Annotated in this window: 15 protein-coding genes; 3 read left to right on the forward strand and 12 right to left on the reverse strand. The window is 67.7% G+C overall.

Annotation, left to right across the window (positions count from 1 at the left end; genetic code table 11):
* Positions 1-9 precede the first annotated feature (9 nt).
* Positions 10-486 carry a GreA/GreB family elongation factor gene (locus tag U742_RS0117720; protein ID WP_029355421.1) on the reverse strand — a complete coding sequence of 159 codons (477 nt, stop codon included), beginning with the start codon at positions 484-486 and terminating at the stop codon, positions 10-12.
* Between the two features lie 243 nt (positions 487-729).
* Between U742_RS0117720 and U742_RS0117725 the strand changes: the two genes are divergently transcribed.
* The gene (locus U742_RS0117725) at positions 730-2,223 is read left to right on the forward strand and encodes a DEAD/DEAH box helicase (protein ID WP_029355422.1); all 1,494 of its coding nucleotides are present in this window, start codon (positions 730-732) and stop codon (positions 2,221-2,223) included.
* A gap of 111 nt (positions 2,224-2,334) precedes the next feature.
* On the opposite strand, the gene U742_RS0117730 is transcribed toward U742_RS0117725, so the two are convergent.
* The 9 genes from U742_RS0117730 to U742_RS0117770 form a co-directional block, all read right to left on the reverse strand.
* Entirely contained in the window at positions 2,335-2,700 is a 366-nt protein-coding gene (locus tag U742_RS0117730; protein WP_029355424.1) for a TfoX/Sxy family protein, read from the reverse strand.
* 5 nt (positions 2,701-2,705) lie between these two features.
* The gene (gene sufA, locus U742_RS0117735) at positions 2,706-3,092 is read right to left on the reverse strand and encodes a Fe-S cluster assembly scaffold SufA (protein ID WP_029355426.1); all 387 of its coding nucleotides are present in this window, start codon (positions 3,090-3,092) and stop codon (positions 2,706-2,708) included.
* Between the two features lie 191 nt (positions 3,093-3,283).
* Positions 3,284-3,715: a VOC family protein gene (locus U742_RS0117740; protein WP_029355428.1), complete on the reverse strand. Its 432-nt coding sequence runs from the start codon at positions 3,713-3,715 to the stop codon at positions 3,284-3,286.
* A gap of 5 nt (positions 3,716-3,720) precedes the next feature.
* Positions 3,721-4,092: an SUF system Fe-S cluster assembly protein gene (locus U742_RS0117745; protein ID WP_029355430.1), complete on the reverse strand. Its 372-nt coding sequence runs from the start codon at positions 4,090-4,092 to the stop codon at positions 3,721-3,723.
* Positions 4,089-5,336: a cysteine desulfurase gene (locus U742_RS0117750; protein ID WP_029355432.1), complete on the reverse strand. Its 1,248-nt coding sequence runs from the start codon at positions 5,334-5,336 to the stop codon at positions 4,089-4,091. Before U742_RS0117750 ends, U742_RS0117745 begins: the two co-directional genes overlap by 4 nt.
* Before the next feature lie 180 nt (positions 5,337-5,516).
* Positions 5,517-6,830, reverse strand: a complete 1,314-nt coding sequence (gene sufD / locus U742_RS0117755) for a Fe-S cluster assembly protein SufD (RefSeq protein ID WP_029355435.1) — start codon at positions 6,828-6,830, stop codon at positions 5,517-5,519.
* Positions 6,831-6,840: 10 nt separating this feature from the next.
* Entirely contained in the window at positions 6,841-7,599 is a 759-nt protein-coding gene (gene sufC, locus U742_RS0117760) for a Fe-S cluster assembly ATPase SufC (protein ID WP_029355437.1), read from the reverse strand.
* A gap of 138 nt (positions 7,600-7,737) precedes the next feature.
* Complete coding sequence (sufB, locus tag U742_RS0117765; RefSeq protein WP_029355438.1) at positions 7,738-9,216, reverse strand: Fe-S cluster assembly protein SufB; 1,479 nt, start codon at positions 9,214-9,216, stop codon at positions 7,738-7,740.
* Positions 9,217-9,312: 96 nt separating this feature from the next.
* Positions 9,313-10,482, reverse strand: a complete 1,170-nt coding sequence (locus tag U742_RS0117770) for a cysteine desulfurase family protein (protein WP_029355440.1) — start codon at positions 10,480-10,482, stop codon at positions 9,313-9,315.
* 374 nt (positions 10,483-10,856) lie between these two features.
* Between U742_RS0117770 and U742_RS0117775 the strand changes: the two genes are divergently transcribed.
* Positions 10,857-11,522, forward strand: a complete 666-nt coding sequence (locus U742_RS0117775; protein WP_029355441.1) for an alpha/beta hydrolase — start codon at positions 10,857-10,859, stop codon at positions 11,520-11,522.
* 144 nt (positions 11,523-11,666) lie between these two features.
* Here U742_RS0117775 and U742_RS0117780 read toward each other — a convergent pair whose 3' ends face one another.
* Both U742_RS0117780 and U742_RS0117785 read right to left on the reverse strand, forming a co-directional pair.
* The gene (locus U742_RS0117780) at positions 11,667-12,047 is read right to left on the reverse strand and encodes a hypothetical protein (protein ID WP_029355443.1); all 381 of its coding nucleotides are present in this window, start codon (positions 12,045-12,047) and stop codon (positions 11,667-11,669) included.
* Between the two features lie 192 nt (positions 12,048-12,239).
* Positions 12,240-13,382, reverse strand: a complete 1,143-nt coding sequence (locus U742_RS0117785) for an anhydro-N-acetylmuramic acid kinase (RefSeq protein WP_029355445.1) — start codon at positions 13,380-13,382, stop codon at positions 12,240-12,242.
* A 95-nt stretch (positions 13,383-13,477) separates the two neighbouring features.
* On the opposite strand from U742_RS0117785, the gene tyrS reads away from it, so the two are divergent.
* Positions 13,478-14,734: a tyrosine--tRNA ligase gene (gene tyrS / locus U742_RS0117790; protein WP_029355447.1), complete on the forward strand. Its 1,257-nt coding sequence runs from the start codon at positions 13,478-13,480 to the stop codon at positions 14,732-14,734.
* Positions 14,735-14,744 lie beyond the last annotated feature (10 nt).

Below are 14,744 nucleotides of genomic sequence, written 5' to 3' on the forward strand. Positions count from 1 at the left end.
TGCGCCGGCCTATACCGGTTCCGGGCGCGGGTCGATGGCGACGATCTCCAGCGTGCCGGCCGGCAGATCGACCTCGTCGCCGAGGCCCTTGCCGAGCAGGGCCTGCGCCACCGGCGCGCTCCAGGCGATGCGGCCCTCCTTCGGTTCGGCCTCATCCTCGCCGACCAGGCGATAGGTTCGGCGCCGACCGTCCTCGTCCTCCAGCGTCACCGCCATGCCGACGGTGACCGTCTCGCCATCCTGCGGCGGATCGACCGGCTCGGCATTGGCGCGACGCGCGGTCCAGTAGCGCAGGTCGCGTGAGGCGCGGGCGATGCCGTCGCGGTCACCGCTCGCGCTCGCGCCCGCCAGCGCCTCGCGCAGGCGCTCGATCTCGGCCTCGATCAGAGCGAGGCCACGTCGGGTGACGAGGTTGCGGCGCGGGCTGACCGGACGCTCGGGCAGCGCCTCGGCACCCGAATCTTCCTTGACGAAGGCACGGCTCATCGGTGGGCACTCCCTGGCGCCGCTCGGGGGTTCGGAACCGGCGGCGAACGCTTTTGCACGGCCGGCCGTCACGAAGGCGCTTGACAGCGGCGAAAGACGTTGACTTTACGAGACTTCTGCCTATGTTGCATCGCGTCGTCCGATATTCCGAATAAAGCGCTCCGCGCGAAGACGACGCAATCCGTCCCCGGTTACGGCTCGGGGGGTCCGGTGAGCGGTGCGCTGCCGCAGAATTGACCCTAGATGCCCTTTAACGAACTTGGCCTGAGCGAGAAAGTGCTCTCGGCCGTCGCCGATGCCGGCTACACGGAGCCGACCCCGATCCAGGCGCAGGCCATTCCGCATGTGCTGGAACGCCGCGACGTGCTCGGCCTTGCCCAGACAGGCACCGGAAAGACCGCCGCGTTCACCCTGCCGATGCTCACCCTGCTTGAGCAGGGCCGCGCCCGCGCCCGCATGCCGCGCACGCTCATCCTCGAGCCGACGCGCGAGCTCGCCGCCCAGGTCGAAGAGAACTTCGTCAAGTACGGCAAGAACCACAAGCTCAACGTCGCCCTGCTGATCGGCGGCGTCTCCTTCGGCGACCAGGACTCCAAGCTGCTGCGCGGCGTCGACGTGCTGATCGCTACCCCGGGCCGCCTGCTCGACCATGTGGAACGCGGCCGCTTGCTGCTCTCCGGCATCGAGATCCTCGTGATCGACGAAGCCGACCGCATGCTGGACATGGGCTTCATCCCGGACATCGAGCGCGTCTGCAAGCTGGTGCCTTTCACCCGGCAGACGTTGTTCTTCTCCGCCACCATGCCGCCCGAGATCCAGCGGCTGGTGTCGCAGTTCCTCTCCAATCCGGTGCAGGTCGAGGCCTCGCGCCCCTCCTCTACGGCCGCGACCATCACCCAGATGCTCGTCGCCAGCCCGAAGGAGGACTACGCCAAGCGCGAGAAGCTGCGCGAGCTGATCACCACCGCCGAGAACCTGCAGAACGGCATCATCTTCTGCAACCGCAAGAGCGAAGTCGCGGTGGTGCACAAGTCGCTGCAGCGGCACGGCTTCAAGGCGGTCTGCCTGCACGGCGACATGGACCAGCGCTCGCGCATGCAGGCGCTCGACCAGTTCCGCACCGGCGAGGCGAACCTGCTGGTGGCCTCCGACGTCGCCGCCCGCGGCCTCGACATCCCGGCGGTGAGCCACGTCTTCAACTACGACACGCCGCATCACGCCGAAGACTATGTCCACCGCATCGGCCGTACCGGCCGCGCCGGCCGCGCCGGCGCCGCCTTCACCATCGTCACGCCAGCCGACGCCAAGTCGCTGGCGGCGATCGAGAAGCTGATCGGCCGGCCGATCGACTGGTTCGGTTCGACGCTGAGCGAGCTGCCGCCGTCCGAAGGACGCAGCCCGCGCGGGGATCGTGGCGAGCGCGGAGACCGTGGGGATCGCAGCGAGCGCCGCGGCGCCCGTCCGGCCCGCCGGCGCGGCGAGCGTGCTCCCGCCGAGGCTGCCGAGGAACCCGCCGTCGCCCACGACGCCGCTGATTCCGCTCGGCCCGCGCGCCGCAAGGCCGCGCGCCCGGAGAGCCGCGAGCCCGCGCCCGCTCCCGCCGCGACACGCGCCCCGGTCACCCCGAGCACGCCGCGCCGCGCCGCCGAACGTCCCGTCGCGCGCAACGACGAGCCGGCGGACACCTCTCACCTGCCCGCCTTCCTGCTGCGGCCGGTCCGCATCAAGGCCGGCTGACGGCTCCCGCCCGCCCTCCATCAGGATCGACGCCCGGCTGAAGCATTTTGAATCGAGAGCACTTTCTTATCGATCAGGTGACTCCACCTGATCGGAAAGAGCTACAGGGTTTCAACGCGGCAGGCGTTTCTGGCCGGTCCGTGAACGGCGTGCGGCCGGCTTCGCCGCCGCCTCCTGAGCCACGCGCAGCGCCCTATAGGCAATCTCGGCGACGGCCTCGGCGTCGTCGATGCGGCGGGGTGGAATGGACCAGTAGCTGGTCGTCACCTGCCGCCCGCGCCCCTCATAGGCGAAAGGGTGCGAGCCCTCGGCCTGCAGGGTATCGGCGAAGTCGGAATCGGTCTTGAGGTAAATCTCGTCGTCCACCATCAGGGCGAACATCACGCCCGCGGCGTAGATGCCGAGGCCACCGAACATGCGCCGGCAGCGCACCGGGCCGAAGGCGGTGAAGACATCTTCGACCGCCGCGCCGTCCATGGCGCTCAGGCGCCGGCTTCGACCGCCTCGCGACGGGCGGGAGTGATGGCGACCGATTCGCCGCAGCCGCAGGCCGATGTCTGGTTCGGGTTGTTGAACACGAACTGGGCGGTCATCTTGTCGGCCTTGAAGTCCATCTCGGTGCCGAGGAGATAAAGGATCGCCTTGGGGTCGATCAGCACCTTGACGCCCTTGTCCTCGACGACCTCGTCGAAGCGGCCCGCCTCCTCGGCGAACTCCATCGTGTATTCCATGCCGGCGCAGCCACCGTTCTTCACGCCGACGCGCAGGCCGACGACCGGCTTCTCGGCGCGGGCCATGATCTCGCGCACGCGCGTGGCGGCGGCATCGGTGAGGCGCATCACGGGAATGCGCGGGCGGGGTTCGGCCATTTCGGTCTCCATATCGACGCCGGTTCAAGGCCGGCGGATCGGTGCTTCTAAAATGGGGTATGCGCCGGCCGGACTCAAGGCATAACAGTCATACCGTCATCCTGGCCGGGCGCAGCGAGAGCCGGGATCGCGTGCACTATAGGATAAGCGATCCCGGATCGGCCTGTGGCCGTCCGGGATGACGACATGGACTAGTAGTTCGCCCACAGCCCCGGCGTCGCCAGCTCGACGAGATGGCCGTCGGGATCGCGGAAATAGAGGCTGGCGCCGCCGCCCTTCCAGTTCACGCGGCTCTCGACCGCGACCCCCTGCCCGGCCAGATGCGCGATCCATGCATCGAGCGATCCGGCGGGGATGGCGAGCGCGTAGTGCAGCGGGCCGTGGCCGTCATGGCCGGGAATGGTGCCGCCCGGCATGGTGACCGCTTCCAGCGTCGCGCCGCGTAAGAACAGCAGCAGCACGCTGCCCGGGCCGGCGTCGTAGGCACAGAAGCGGTGATCGGCGATCATCGGCCTCAGGCCGAGCACCCCTTCATAGAAAGCGCGGGCACGCGGCAGGTCGTCGACATAGAGCCCGGTCTCCAGCACGCCGGAGATGGGCGGCGCGGCAGGAGCCGGCGCCACGGCGCTCACCACAGATTGAGGGTGAGCCGGGCCTCTTCGGACATCCGCCCCTGATCCCATGGCGGGTCGAAGGTGAGGTTCACCTCGACATCGGTGACACCGCCGACGCTCGCCACTGCGCCCTCGACCATGCCGGGAAGCTCGGCGGCGGAGGGGCAGTTCGGCGTGGTCAGCGTCATCTCGACGGCAACGCGGCGATCGTCCGAGATGTCGACCTTGTAGATCAGGCCGAGCTCGTAGATGTCGACCGGGATTTCCGGATCGTAGACCGTCTTGAGCGCGGCGACGATGTCGTCGGTCAGGCGTTCGAGCTCCTCCGCCGGGATGGAGGACTCGATCTCCGGTACATTCGGCGCCTCGGTGTCGATCTCGGTCATGCGAACAAATCCTGCGCCTTGATGAGGGCTTCGGCGAGCCGGTCGACCTCCTCGCGTGTGTTGTACAGCCCGAAGGAGGCGCGGCAGGTAGCCGTTACTCCATATCGCGCGAGCAGCGGCATTGCGCAATGGGTGCCGGCCCGCACAGCGACGCCGGCGCGGTCGATCACGGTCGCGACGTCGTGCGGATGCGCGCCCTTCATGTCGAAGGCGACGATGGCGCCCTTGCCCGGCGCGTCGCCATAGATGCGCAGGGAATTGATGCGGGAGAGCCGCTCCTTGGCATAGGCGCCGAGCATCGCCTCATGGGCGGCGATCCGCTCGCGGCCGAGGCTTTCCATATAGGTCAGCGCCTCGCCGAGACCGATCGCCTGCACGATGGGCGGCGTGCCGGCCTCGAAGCGGTGCGGCGGCTCGCCATAGGTGACGCCCTCCTCGGTGACGGTGCGGATCATCTCGCCCCCGCCCTCGTAAGGCGGCATCTTCTCCAAGAGCGCGCGCTTGCCGTAGAGCACGCCGATGCCGGTCGGCCCGTAGAGCTTGTGGCCGGTGATGCCGTAGAAATCGACGTCGAGGTCGCGCACGTCGACCGGCAGGTGCACCGCCGCCTGCGCGCCGTCGACCGCCACCAGCGCACCGGCCTCATGGGCGAGGCGGACGATGTCCTTCAGCGGCGTCACCGTGCCGAGCACGTTCGACATATGGGTGACGGCGACGATCTTGGTGCGCGGCGAGAGCATCTGCTCGAAAGCGTCGAAATCGAACGAGCCGTCCTCGGTCACCGGCACCCATTTGATCACAGCGCCCTTGCGCTCGCGCAGATAGTTCCAGGGCACGATGTTGGAATGGTGCTCCATGATCGAGAGGATGATCTCGTCACCCTCCTCGATCGACTGCCCGAGCGAGGAGGCGACGAGGTTGATCGCCCCGGTCACCGAGCGGGTGAAGATCACTTCCTCCAGCGAGCCGGCGTTGAGGAAGGCGCGGCAGCGCTCGCGGGCCTCCTCATATGCCTCGGTCATCGCATTGGCGAGGAAGTGCAGCCCGCGATGGACGTTCGAGTACTCGTTTTCATAGGCGTAGCGCATGCGGTCGAGCACCTGCACCGGCTTCTGCGCCGATGCGGCATTGTCGAGATAGGTCAGCGGCTTGCCGTAGACCTGCTTCGACAGGATCGGGAAATCCTGCCGCACGCGGTTCACGTCATACGTGCCGTTCGCCACGGCGGGGTGGAGGATGGTCATCGGCTCGACCTCTGCTGTCTCCGGTGCACGAGCGAGCCTCCTTCGAGGCTGGCTGCGCTTGCACCTCAGGATGACGTCGCACGTCGGAGCAGCGTCATCGACCTTACTTTAAGGAACACCGTCATCCTGAGGTGCCCGGGCAAAAGCCCGGGTCTCGAGGGATGGTCGTCCGGGCGCGCGTCAGGCGCGCGCCTTCAGCCAGCCTTCCGCGCGGGCGACCAGCGCGTCGCGCAGGCCGTCATGCTCGACGGTCTCGATCGCCTCGCCGACGAAGGCCTGCACCAGAAGGCTCTGCGCCTCCTTCAGCGGGATGCCGCGGGCGCGCAGATAGAACAGCAGCTCCTCGTCGATGGCGCCGCAAGTGGCGCCATGACCGCACTGCACGTCGTCGGCGAAGATCTCGAGCTCGGGCTTGTTGTCCATCTCGGCGTCGTCGCCGAGCACGAGGGCGCGGCTCATCATGCGCCCGTCGGTCTTCTGGGCCGCCTGACGCACAACGATCTTGCCCTGGAACACGCCGCGCGAGGAATCGTCCAGCACGTGCTTGAACAGCTCGCGGCTCTCGCAGCCCGGCACCGCGTGGTCGACGAACAGCGTCGAATCGCCGTGCTGGCGGCCCTTGAGCAGCGCGGCGCCGTTGAAGGCCACCTTGCTGTCATTGCCCGAGAGCGTCGCATAGAGCGAGGTGCGCGCCACGCTCGCGCCCGTCGCGAAGCCGAAGGCGTGCAACAGCGCCTCACGTCCGACGTCGAACAGCAGGGTGGAGAGATGCACGGCGGTCGCGCTCTCGTCCTGCGCCCGCACCACGTCGAAATGCGCCTCGTCGCCGACGAGGAACTCGGTCGCGCTGTTGGTCTGATAGGCGACGCCTTCCGGACCCTCGAAGCTCTCAACATAGGTGAAGCGGGCGCCTGCACCGACGATGACGAGGTTGCGGGCATAGCTCGCCGCCGGCGCCTCGCCCACGAAGACGCTCGCGACCTGGACGGGGCGCTCGATCGTCGCGCCGGGCGCCACCTCGATCAGCACGCCGTCCTTGGCGAGCGCGGTATTCAGCGCCAGCGCCGCGTCATAGCGGGCCGGCACCAGGCCGCCGAGGCGGGAAAGGCGCTCGTCGCCCTGCGCGATCGCGCCGGCCAGCGAGACGATGGACAGGCCGGGTTCCAGATCGGCGAGGTCGGAAAGCTCCGGCACCACGGCGCCATTGGCGACGACGATGCGGCGCGCGCGAGCCTCGCCGAGCAGCTTCAGGCCCGCTTCAGCACGAGCGACGGCGGCCGGGCCGGCGAGCGGCACCGCCTCGCGCAGGATGGTGCGCAGGTCGGTGTATTTCCATTCCTCGACGCGCCGGTGCGGCAAGCCGTTCTCGGTGAAGCTGCGGGCGGCGGTGCGGCGCAGCTCGGCCAGCCGGTCGCCGCCGGCCGGCAGGGTTTCCAGAGCGGCGACCAGCGCCTGCTCGGCGGGAGTGCGGATGGGGCGTATCTCGGCGTTCATCGGGCTCCCCTCACGCCGCGCTCTGCTGGTACTCAGCATAGCCGTTGGCCTCGAGCTCCAGGGCGAGTTCCTTGCCGCCGGAGCGCACGATGCGGCCGTTGTTCATCACGTGGACGAAATCCGGCACGATGTGGTTCAGGAGGCGCTGGTAGTGGGTGATGACGATCATCCCGCGGTCGGGCGAACGCAGCGCATTGACGCCCTCGGAGACGATCTTCAGCGCGTCGATGTCGAGGCCGGAATCGGTCTCGTCGAGGATGCAGAGCTTCGGCTCCAGCACCGCCATCTGCAGGATCTCCATGCGCTTCTTCTCGCCACCGGAGAAGCCGACGTTCACACCGCGCTTGAGCATGTCCTGCGAAATGCCGAGATTCGCTGCCCTTTCGCGGATCAGGCGCAGGAAATCCGGGGTCGAGACCTCCTCCTCGCCGCGCTTCTTGCGCTGCGCGTTCAGCGCCGAGCGCAGGAAGGTCATGGTGGCGACGCCGGGCACCTCGATCGGGTACTGGAAGGCGAGGAACACGCCCTTCGCGGCGCGCTCGTCGATCTCCATCTCCAGCAGGTCCTCGCCGTCGAGCGTCACCGAGCCCTCGGTGACCTCGTAATCCTCTTTGCCGGCGAGGATATAAGAGAGGGTCGACTTGCCCGAGCCGTTCGGACCCATGATCGCGTGCACCTCGCCGGGGTTCACCTGCAGGGTGAGCCCCTTGAGGATCTCGCGGCCCTCGTCGCCTTCGATCTTGGCGTGGAGGTTGTCGATTTCGAGCATGGCCATTGTGTGCGATCCAATCTGAAGCACGTCATCCCGGCCGAAGCGAAGCGCAGAGCCGGGATCGCGCTGATATTCCTGAGGACGATCCCGGATCGCGGCCGTGCCGCGTCCGGGATGACGAATGCAAACGGGCGCTCAGCCCACCGAGCCTTCGAGGCTCACCGAGATCAGCTTCTGCGCCTCGACCGCGAACTCCATGGGGAGCTGCTGGAGGACGTCCTTGACGAAGCCATTGACGATGAGCGCCGTCGCCTCCTCGGGGTCGAGGCCGCGCTGGCGGCAGTAGAAGAGCTGGTCCTCGGAGATCTTCGAGGTGGTGGCCTCGTGCTCGAACTGTGCCGAGGAGTTCTTGCTCTCGATGTAGGGCACGGTGTGTGCGCCGCACTTGTCGCCGATCAGCAGGCTGTCGCAATTGGTGAAATTGCGCGCGCCGGTCGCCTTGCGGTGCGCCGAGACGAGACCGCGATAGGTGTTGTCCGAGTGCCCGGCCGCGATGCCCTTGGAGATGATCCGGCTCGTCGTGTTCTTGCCGAGATGGATCATCTTGGTGCCGCTGTCGACCTGCTGGTGGCCGTTCGAGATGGCGATGGAGTAGAACTCGCCGCGGCTCTCGTCGCCGCGCAGGATGCAGCTCGGATATTTCCAGGTGATCGCCGAGCCGGTCTCGACCTGCGTCCAGGAGATCTTGGAACGGTCGCCGCGGCAGTCGCCACGCTTGGTGACGAAGTTGAAGATGCCGCCCTTGCCGTCCTTGTCGCCCGGATACCAGTTCTGCACCGTCGAGTACTTGATCTCGGCATCGGCCAGCGCCACCAGCTCGACCACCGCCGCGTGCAACTGGTTCTCGTCGCGCATCGGCGCCGTGCAACCTTCGAGGTAGCTCACATAGGCACCCTCGTCGGCGATGATCAGCGTGCGCTCGAACTGGCCGGTGTTGCGCTCGTTGATGCGGAAATAGGTCGAGAGCTCCATCGGGCAGCGCACGCCCTTCGGCACGTAGACGAAAGAGCCGTCGGAGAACACAGCCGAGTTCAGCGTGGCGAAGAAGTTGTCGGTGACCGGAACCACCGAGCCGAGATACTTCCGCACCAGCTCGGGATATTCGCGGATCGCCTCCGAGATCGGCATGAAGATGACGCCGGCCCTGGCGAGCTCTTCCTTGAAGGTGGTCGCCACCGAGACGCTGTCGAACACCGCGTCGACCGCGACCTTCGAGCCACCGGTGCTCTCAATGCCGAGCAGCGCGTCGCGCTCGCGCAGCGGGATGCCGAGCTTCTCATAGGTCTTCAGGATCTCCGGGTCGATGTCGTCGATCGACTTCGGCCCGTCCTTCCGCTTCGGCGCGGAATAGTAATAGAGCTCCTGATAGGCGATCGGCGGGTAGCTCACGCGCGCCCATTCCGGCTCGCGCATGGTCTGCCAGCGGCGGAACGCCTCCAGCCGCCATTCCAACATCCACTCCGGCTCGTCCTTCTTGGCCGAGATGAAGCGGATGGTATCCTCGGTGAGACCCTTCGGCGCCTTCTCCGACTCGATGTCGGTGAAGAAGCCGTATTTGTACTGATCGACGTCGATGGAGCGGACCTGCTCCACTGTCTCCTGTACGGCCGGCATCGTCCCTTCTCCTTTCCCGCGCGGGGTCAAGGCCCGCGGGTCAAGTTCCAACTGCTACGCACGTCCTCCGCGCCGATGGCGCGGCAATTCCATTCGTCATGCCGCGCGGGCGCGGCGCAGAAGCCCCGGAAGCACGCGGCGGAACGCGCCGAGCGCCCGGTTCACGTCCTCCTGCGTGCTCGACCAGCCGAACGACATGCGGACGGCGGAGCGCGCGATCTTCTCGGGCACCCCCATGGCGCTCAGCACATGGGACGGGCCGACCTTCCCCGACGAGCAGGCGGCCCCGGCGCTGACCGCGACGCCAGCGAGATCGAGCGCGATCACCAGCGTTTCGGCCGGCACGCCCGGCAGGGCGAGGCACGACGTGTTGGGCAGGCGCTCAACGTCGCCGACGAGCAGCACGAGCTCGGGGAATTCGCACCTTAGAGCGCTTTCAAGCCCGTCGCGCAAGGCGCCGATGCGTGAAACCTCGCTTTCGAGATCGGCCTTCGCGGCTGCGGCCGCAACCCCGAAAGCGGCGATCGAGGGCACATTCTCGCTACCGGCGCGAAGGCCGCGCTCCTGTGCCCCGCCCGCGAAGACCGGCTTCACCCGCATGTCGGGATCGGCGAAGACCAGAGCACCGGCACCCGGGGCGCCGCCGATCTTGTGGGCGGAGAGCGAGAGCATGTCGACGCCGAGCACACCGATCTCGATCGGGATGCGTCCCGCCGCCTGCACCGCGTCGCTGTGCACGACCGCGCCGGTCGCATGGGCGCGGCGGGCGGCCTCGGCCACCGGCTGGATCACGCCCGTCTCGTTGTTCGCCAGCATGACGGACACCAGCGCCCGGCGGCCGGCTTCCGCATGGCGGGCCAGCGCCTCGTCGAGCGCGTCGAGCCGCAGGCGGCCGCGCGCATCGACGGGAAGAAACTCGACCGCCTCCGGCGCGAAGCGGTGCCCCCGCAGCACGCCGGCATGCTCGACCGCCGTCGTCAGCAGCACGTCGCAGGACAGCGCCTCGCCGCCGCGCGTCACCTCGGGCACGAGCGCGAGGGTATCGGCCTCGGTCCCGCAGGAAGTGAACACCACGCCGCGCGGGTCGGCACCGACCAGGGCCGCGACGCTCTTGCGCGCGGCGTCGATGCGCCCGCGCGCCGCCCTGCCCTCGCCATGCACGGAAGAGCCGTTGCCGGTATCGGCCAGCGCCTTCGCAAGCGCGTCGGCGGCCGCCGGACGGATGGGCGCCGTGGCGTTGTGGTCGAGGTAGGTGCGTTCGGTCATCGGCCTTCGTCGAGGTCTGCAAACGGGCGGATCGGCTCACCCAGGACAAGGAAGATTCGTGCCATATATAGGCCGATCTTCAGGCTCCGCACCGGCAAGCCCTTGCGTGCTTGCAAATGCGGACCATCTCCTTCATAGGTTGGCTTCCGCCATCTCCGTCGGATCCTGCAGCGAGCGGTATATGCAATCGGTCGCCGCAACCTGACGTAGAAGATTGGAATTATTCTAAAGTTAGGGGCGATAGCTTCCGCCGTCAAGTCATTCAGGTCGAACGCTATTCGCCATGTGGACAGGCCGGGTCACGACCGGGGCGGTCCGGCGGTGCGGCAGGGATGGCCCGCGACGGCCGAGCAGCTTCAAGGTCACGGATTTCCATGCCCGAGGTTATCTTCACCGGCGAGAAGGGGCGGCTCGAAGGCCGCTACCAGCCGGCCAAGACGCGCAACGCGCCGATCGCGATCATCCTGCACCCGCACCCGCAGTTCGGCGGCACGATGAACAATCCGGTCGTCTACAACCTGTACTACCAGTTCGTGAATCGGGGCTTCTCGACGCTGCGCTTCAACTTCCGCGGCGTCGGGCGCAGCCAGGGCGCGTTTGACCACGGCCAGGGCGAGCTGGCGGACGCCGCCGCCGCCCTCGACTGGGCGCAGTCGATCAACCCGGACGCGCGCGCCTGCTGGATTGCCGGCTTCTCGTTTGGCGCCTGGATCGGCATGCAGCTTTTGATGCGCCGCCCGGAGGTCGAGGGCTTCATCTCGATCGCCGCGCCGGCCAATCTCTACGACTTCTCGTTCCTGGCGCCCTGCCCGTCCTCGGGCCTGTTCGTCCATGGCGACAAGGACGCGGTGGTGCCGTTCTCGGCGGTGACCGGCCTCGTCGAGAAGCTGAAGACCCAGAAGGGCATCGTGATCGACCAGCAGACGGTCGCCGGCGCGAACCACTTCTTTGACGGGCGGACCGAGGAGTTGATGGAGGTCGTCGGTACCTATCTCGACCGCCGCCTGCCCGGCACCCGGAAAAAGGAAAGCGCGGCCTGAGAGCCGCGCGCCTGGTTCGTCTTTTCGATCACGTCATGGCCGGGCTCGTCCCGGCCATTTCATTTTCAGGCGCCGCAGAAGCGCGAATGCACAGCTCAGGGCCAGGCATGACGCCGCATTCTTCGGCAAAGCCCGAGACCGCGCTCAGTTCAGCACGAGACGCAGCGGGCGGGTCACCGTCACCGTCTCGCCCTTGCGGGCGATCTCGATGGACTTCGGCGTATCGCCCTCGGCGCCGGGCACCGAGATGGTCACGCTCTGCTCGGGCTGAAGGGTCGCGGCGAAGCGTACCGGGGCGCCGTCAGCGACGCTCAGCGTGGCGACGACGTGATAACCGTCGGCTTCCAAGGTGTAATAGGCGACGCCGGTGACGTAGCCGAGCTTGATGGTCTCCGCCGCATGCGGGCGGACCTGCTGCGAGCGTTCCCACGCATCGGCGGGGCTGATGAGCGAGGCGAAGCCGAGAACGCCAGCGGCAGCGGCGATCGGGGCGGCGGCGATGAAGGCGCGAAAAAGCGTGCGCATCCGAGTTGCTCCGAGAGGTTCTGTCCAGGTCTTGTTCGGCGGAACTGCCGTGGCCTGGCGAGCCGGTCGTCCGGGAGCCCTCAAGATACGGAATATCTTGTGCGATGCATCATCGGATTTTGCATCGCACCAATGCATTTCAGGAATGCTGCGTCAGACTGTCTCAAAATTCAGAAAAACTGAACATCATCTTCAGGCGGCGCGGCGTGCCGCAGCGCGGACGCCGCCCGTCTGCGGCCGCGGCACGCCGGTGGTGCCGGGAAAGCTGAGCGGCAGGCCGCGCAGCACCCGCACGGCGAGGAAGCCGAAGGCCTGCGCCTCGAGGAGATCGATCGACCAGCCCACCGAATCGGCGGTCTCGACGCCAACGCCGAGCCGTTCGGACAGCATGCGCAGCAGCGTCGAATTATGCGCGCCGCCGCCCGCCGCGATCACGCTCCGGGGCCGCTCCGGCAGCAGCGGCAGCACGGCGGCGACCGAGGCGGCGGTGAGCGCGGTCAGCGTCGCCGCGCCATCCTCCACGCTCATGTCGTCGAGCTCGGCATGCTCGGCCACCCAGTTGCGGAAGGCGTTGCGGTCGAGCGATTTCGGCGGGGAGAGCGTGAAGAAGCCGTGACGCAGAAGCCGCGCCAGCGCCGCCTCGTCGACCCGGCCGGCGGCGGCCGCCGCGCCGTCGCGGTCGCAGGGCGCGCCGGTGCGCTCCTTCATGAAGTCGTCGATCAGCGCGTTGGCCGGGCCGGTGTCGCAGGCGACCGGATCCGCCGCGCCGTCAATATAGGTGATGTTGGCGACGCCGCCGAGATTGACCACCATCACCGGCCCTTCCCGGCCGAGGCCGGCGGCTAGAGCGCGGTGGTAGACCGGCACGAAGGGCGCCCCCTGCCCGCCCGCCGCCACGTCGGCGGCGCGGAAGTCATAGACGAGCTCGGCCGCCGCCCCCCGGCTCGCCAGCGACTTCAGCGCGCCGGCGAGGTGGTCGCCGTCGCCGAGCTGAACGGTCAGCCCGATCTCCGGGCGGTGCAGCACGGTCTGACCGTGGAAGCCGACGACATCGACATCCCGGTATTGCGGCGCCTCGACGAGGAAGCGGGCGAGCGCCTCGGCATGGCGCGCGGTGATGAGTGCCTCGGCCGCCGTCAGTATGCCCGGCCGCGCCTGCCGCTCGGTGAGCGCGGCGGCCTCCTCCAGCGCGCGGAAGAAGAGCCGCCGGTCGTCATCCGAATAGGGATAGGTGCGTCCCTCGCCGAAGGCAGTGACGCTCTCGCCATCGGTCTCGATGAAGGCGACGTCGATGCCGTCGAGCGAGGTGCCGCTCATCATTCCGATCGCTCTCATCGTTCACCCCCAATGCACCGCGCGGCGTGCGTTCCCATCGCGAAGCTGATACTAGACCGGCCGAAACGACCAAGCATCCCCGCCGCAGGCCCGACATGACGCAGTTCCGTTCCGAATTCCTCCACACCCTCGCCGAACGCGGCTTCATCCATCAGGTTTCCGACGAGACCGGCCTCGATGCGCTGCTGGCGAAGGAAAGTGTCACCGCCTATATCGGCTTCGACCCGACCGCGCCGAGCCTGCACGCGGGCGGCCTCATCCAGATCATGCTGCTGCACTGGCTGCAGAAAACCGGCCACAAGCCGATCTCGCTGATGGGCGGCGGCACCGGCATGGTGGGCGATCCGTCCTTCAAGGACGAGGCGCGCCAGCTCATGACGGTGGAGACGATCGAGGCCAACATCGCCTCGATCAAGCGCGTGTTCTCCAGCTACCTGACCTATGGCGACGGGCCCACCGACGCGCTGATGATCAACAACGCGGAATGGTTGCGCTCACTCAATTATCTGGAATTCCTGCGCGATGTCGGCCGGCACTTCTCGGTCAACCGCATGCTGTCCTTCGACAGCGTGAAGATGCGGCTGGAGCGCGAGCAGTCGCTGTCCTTCCTCGAGTTCAACTACATGATCCTGCAGGCCTATGACTTCGTCGAGCTGTCGAAGCGCTACGGCGTGCGGCTGCAGATGGGCGGCTCCGACCAGTGGGGCAACATCGTCAACGGCATCGACCTTGGCCACCGCATGGGGACCGAGCAGCTCTACGCGCTGACCTCGCCGCTGCTCACCACCGCCTCCGGCGCCAAGATGGGCAAGTCGGTCAACGGCGCGGTGTGGCTGAACGCCGATCTGCTCGGGCCTTACGAGTTCTGGCAGTACTGGCGCAATACCGAGGACGCCGACGTGCCGCGCTTCCTCAAGCTCTACACGACGCTGCCGATGGCCGAGATCGCCCGGCTCGAAGCGCTCGGCGGGGCGGAGATCAACGAGGTGAAGAAGATCCTCGCCACCGAGGTCACCGCCATGCTGCACGGCCGCGCGGCGGCCGATCAGGCGGCGGAGACGGCGCGCAAGACCTTCGAGGAAGGCGGGGTTTCCGCCGACCTGCCGACCGTCGAGGTGCCGGCGGGCGAATTGGAGAGCGGCATCGGCGTGCTCGCCGCCTTCGCGGAGAAGACCGGCCTCGTCGCCTCGAACGGCGAGGCGCGCCGGCAGATCAAGAGCGGCGGCCTCAAGGTGAACGACGCGACCGTGACCGACGAGAAGGCAGTGCTCACCGCGCGCGACCTCTCTTCCGAAGGCGTGATCAAGCTCTCCTTCGGCAAGAAGAAGCACGTGCTGCTGCGGGCGGTGTGAGGCCGCGAGG

Source organism: Allobosea sp. 117 (assembly GCF_000702305.1).
Classification (GTDB): Bacteria; Pseudomonadota; Alphaproteobacteria; order Rhizobiales; family Xanthobacteraceae; genus Ancylobacter.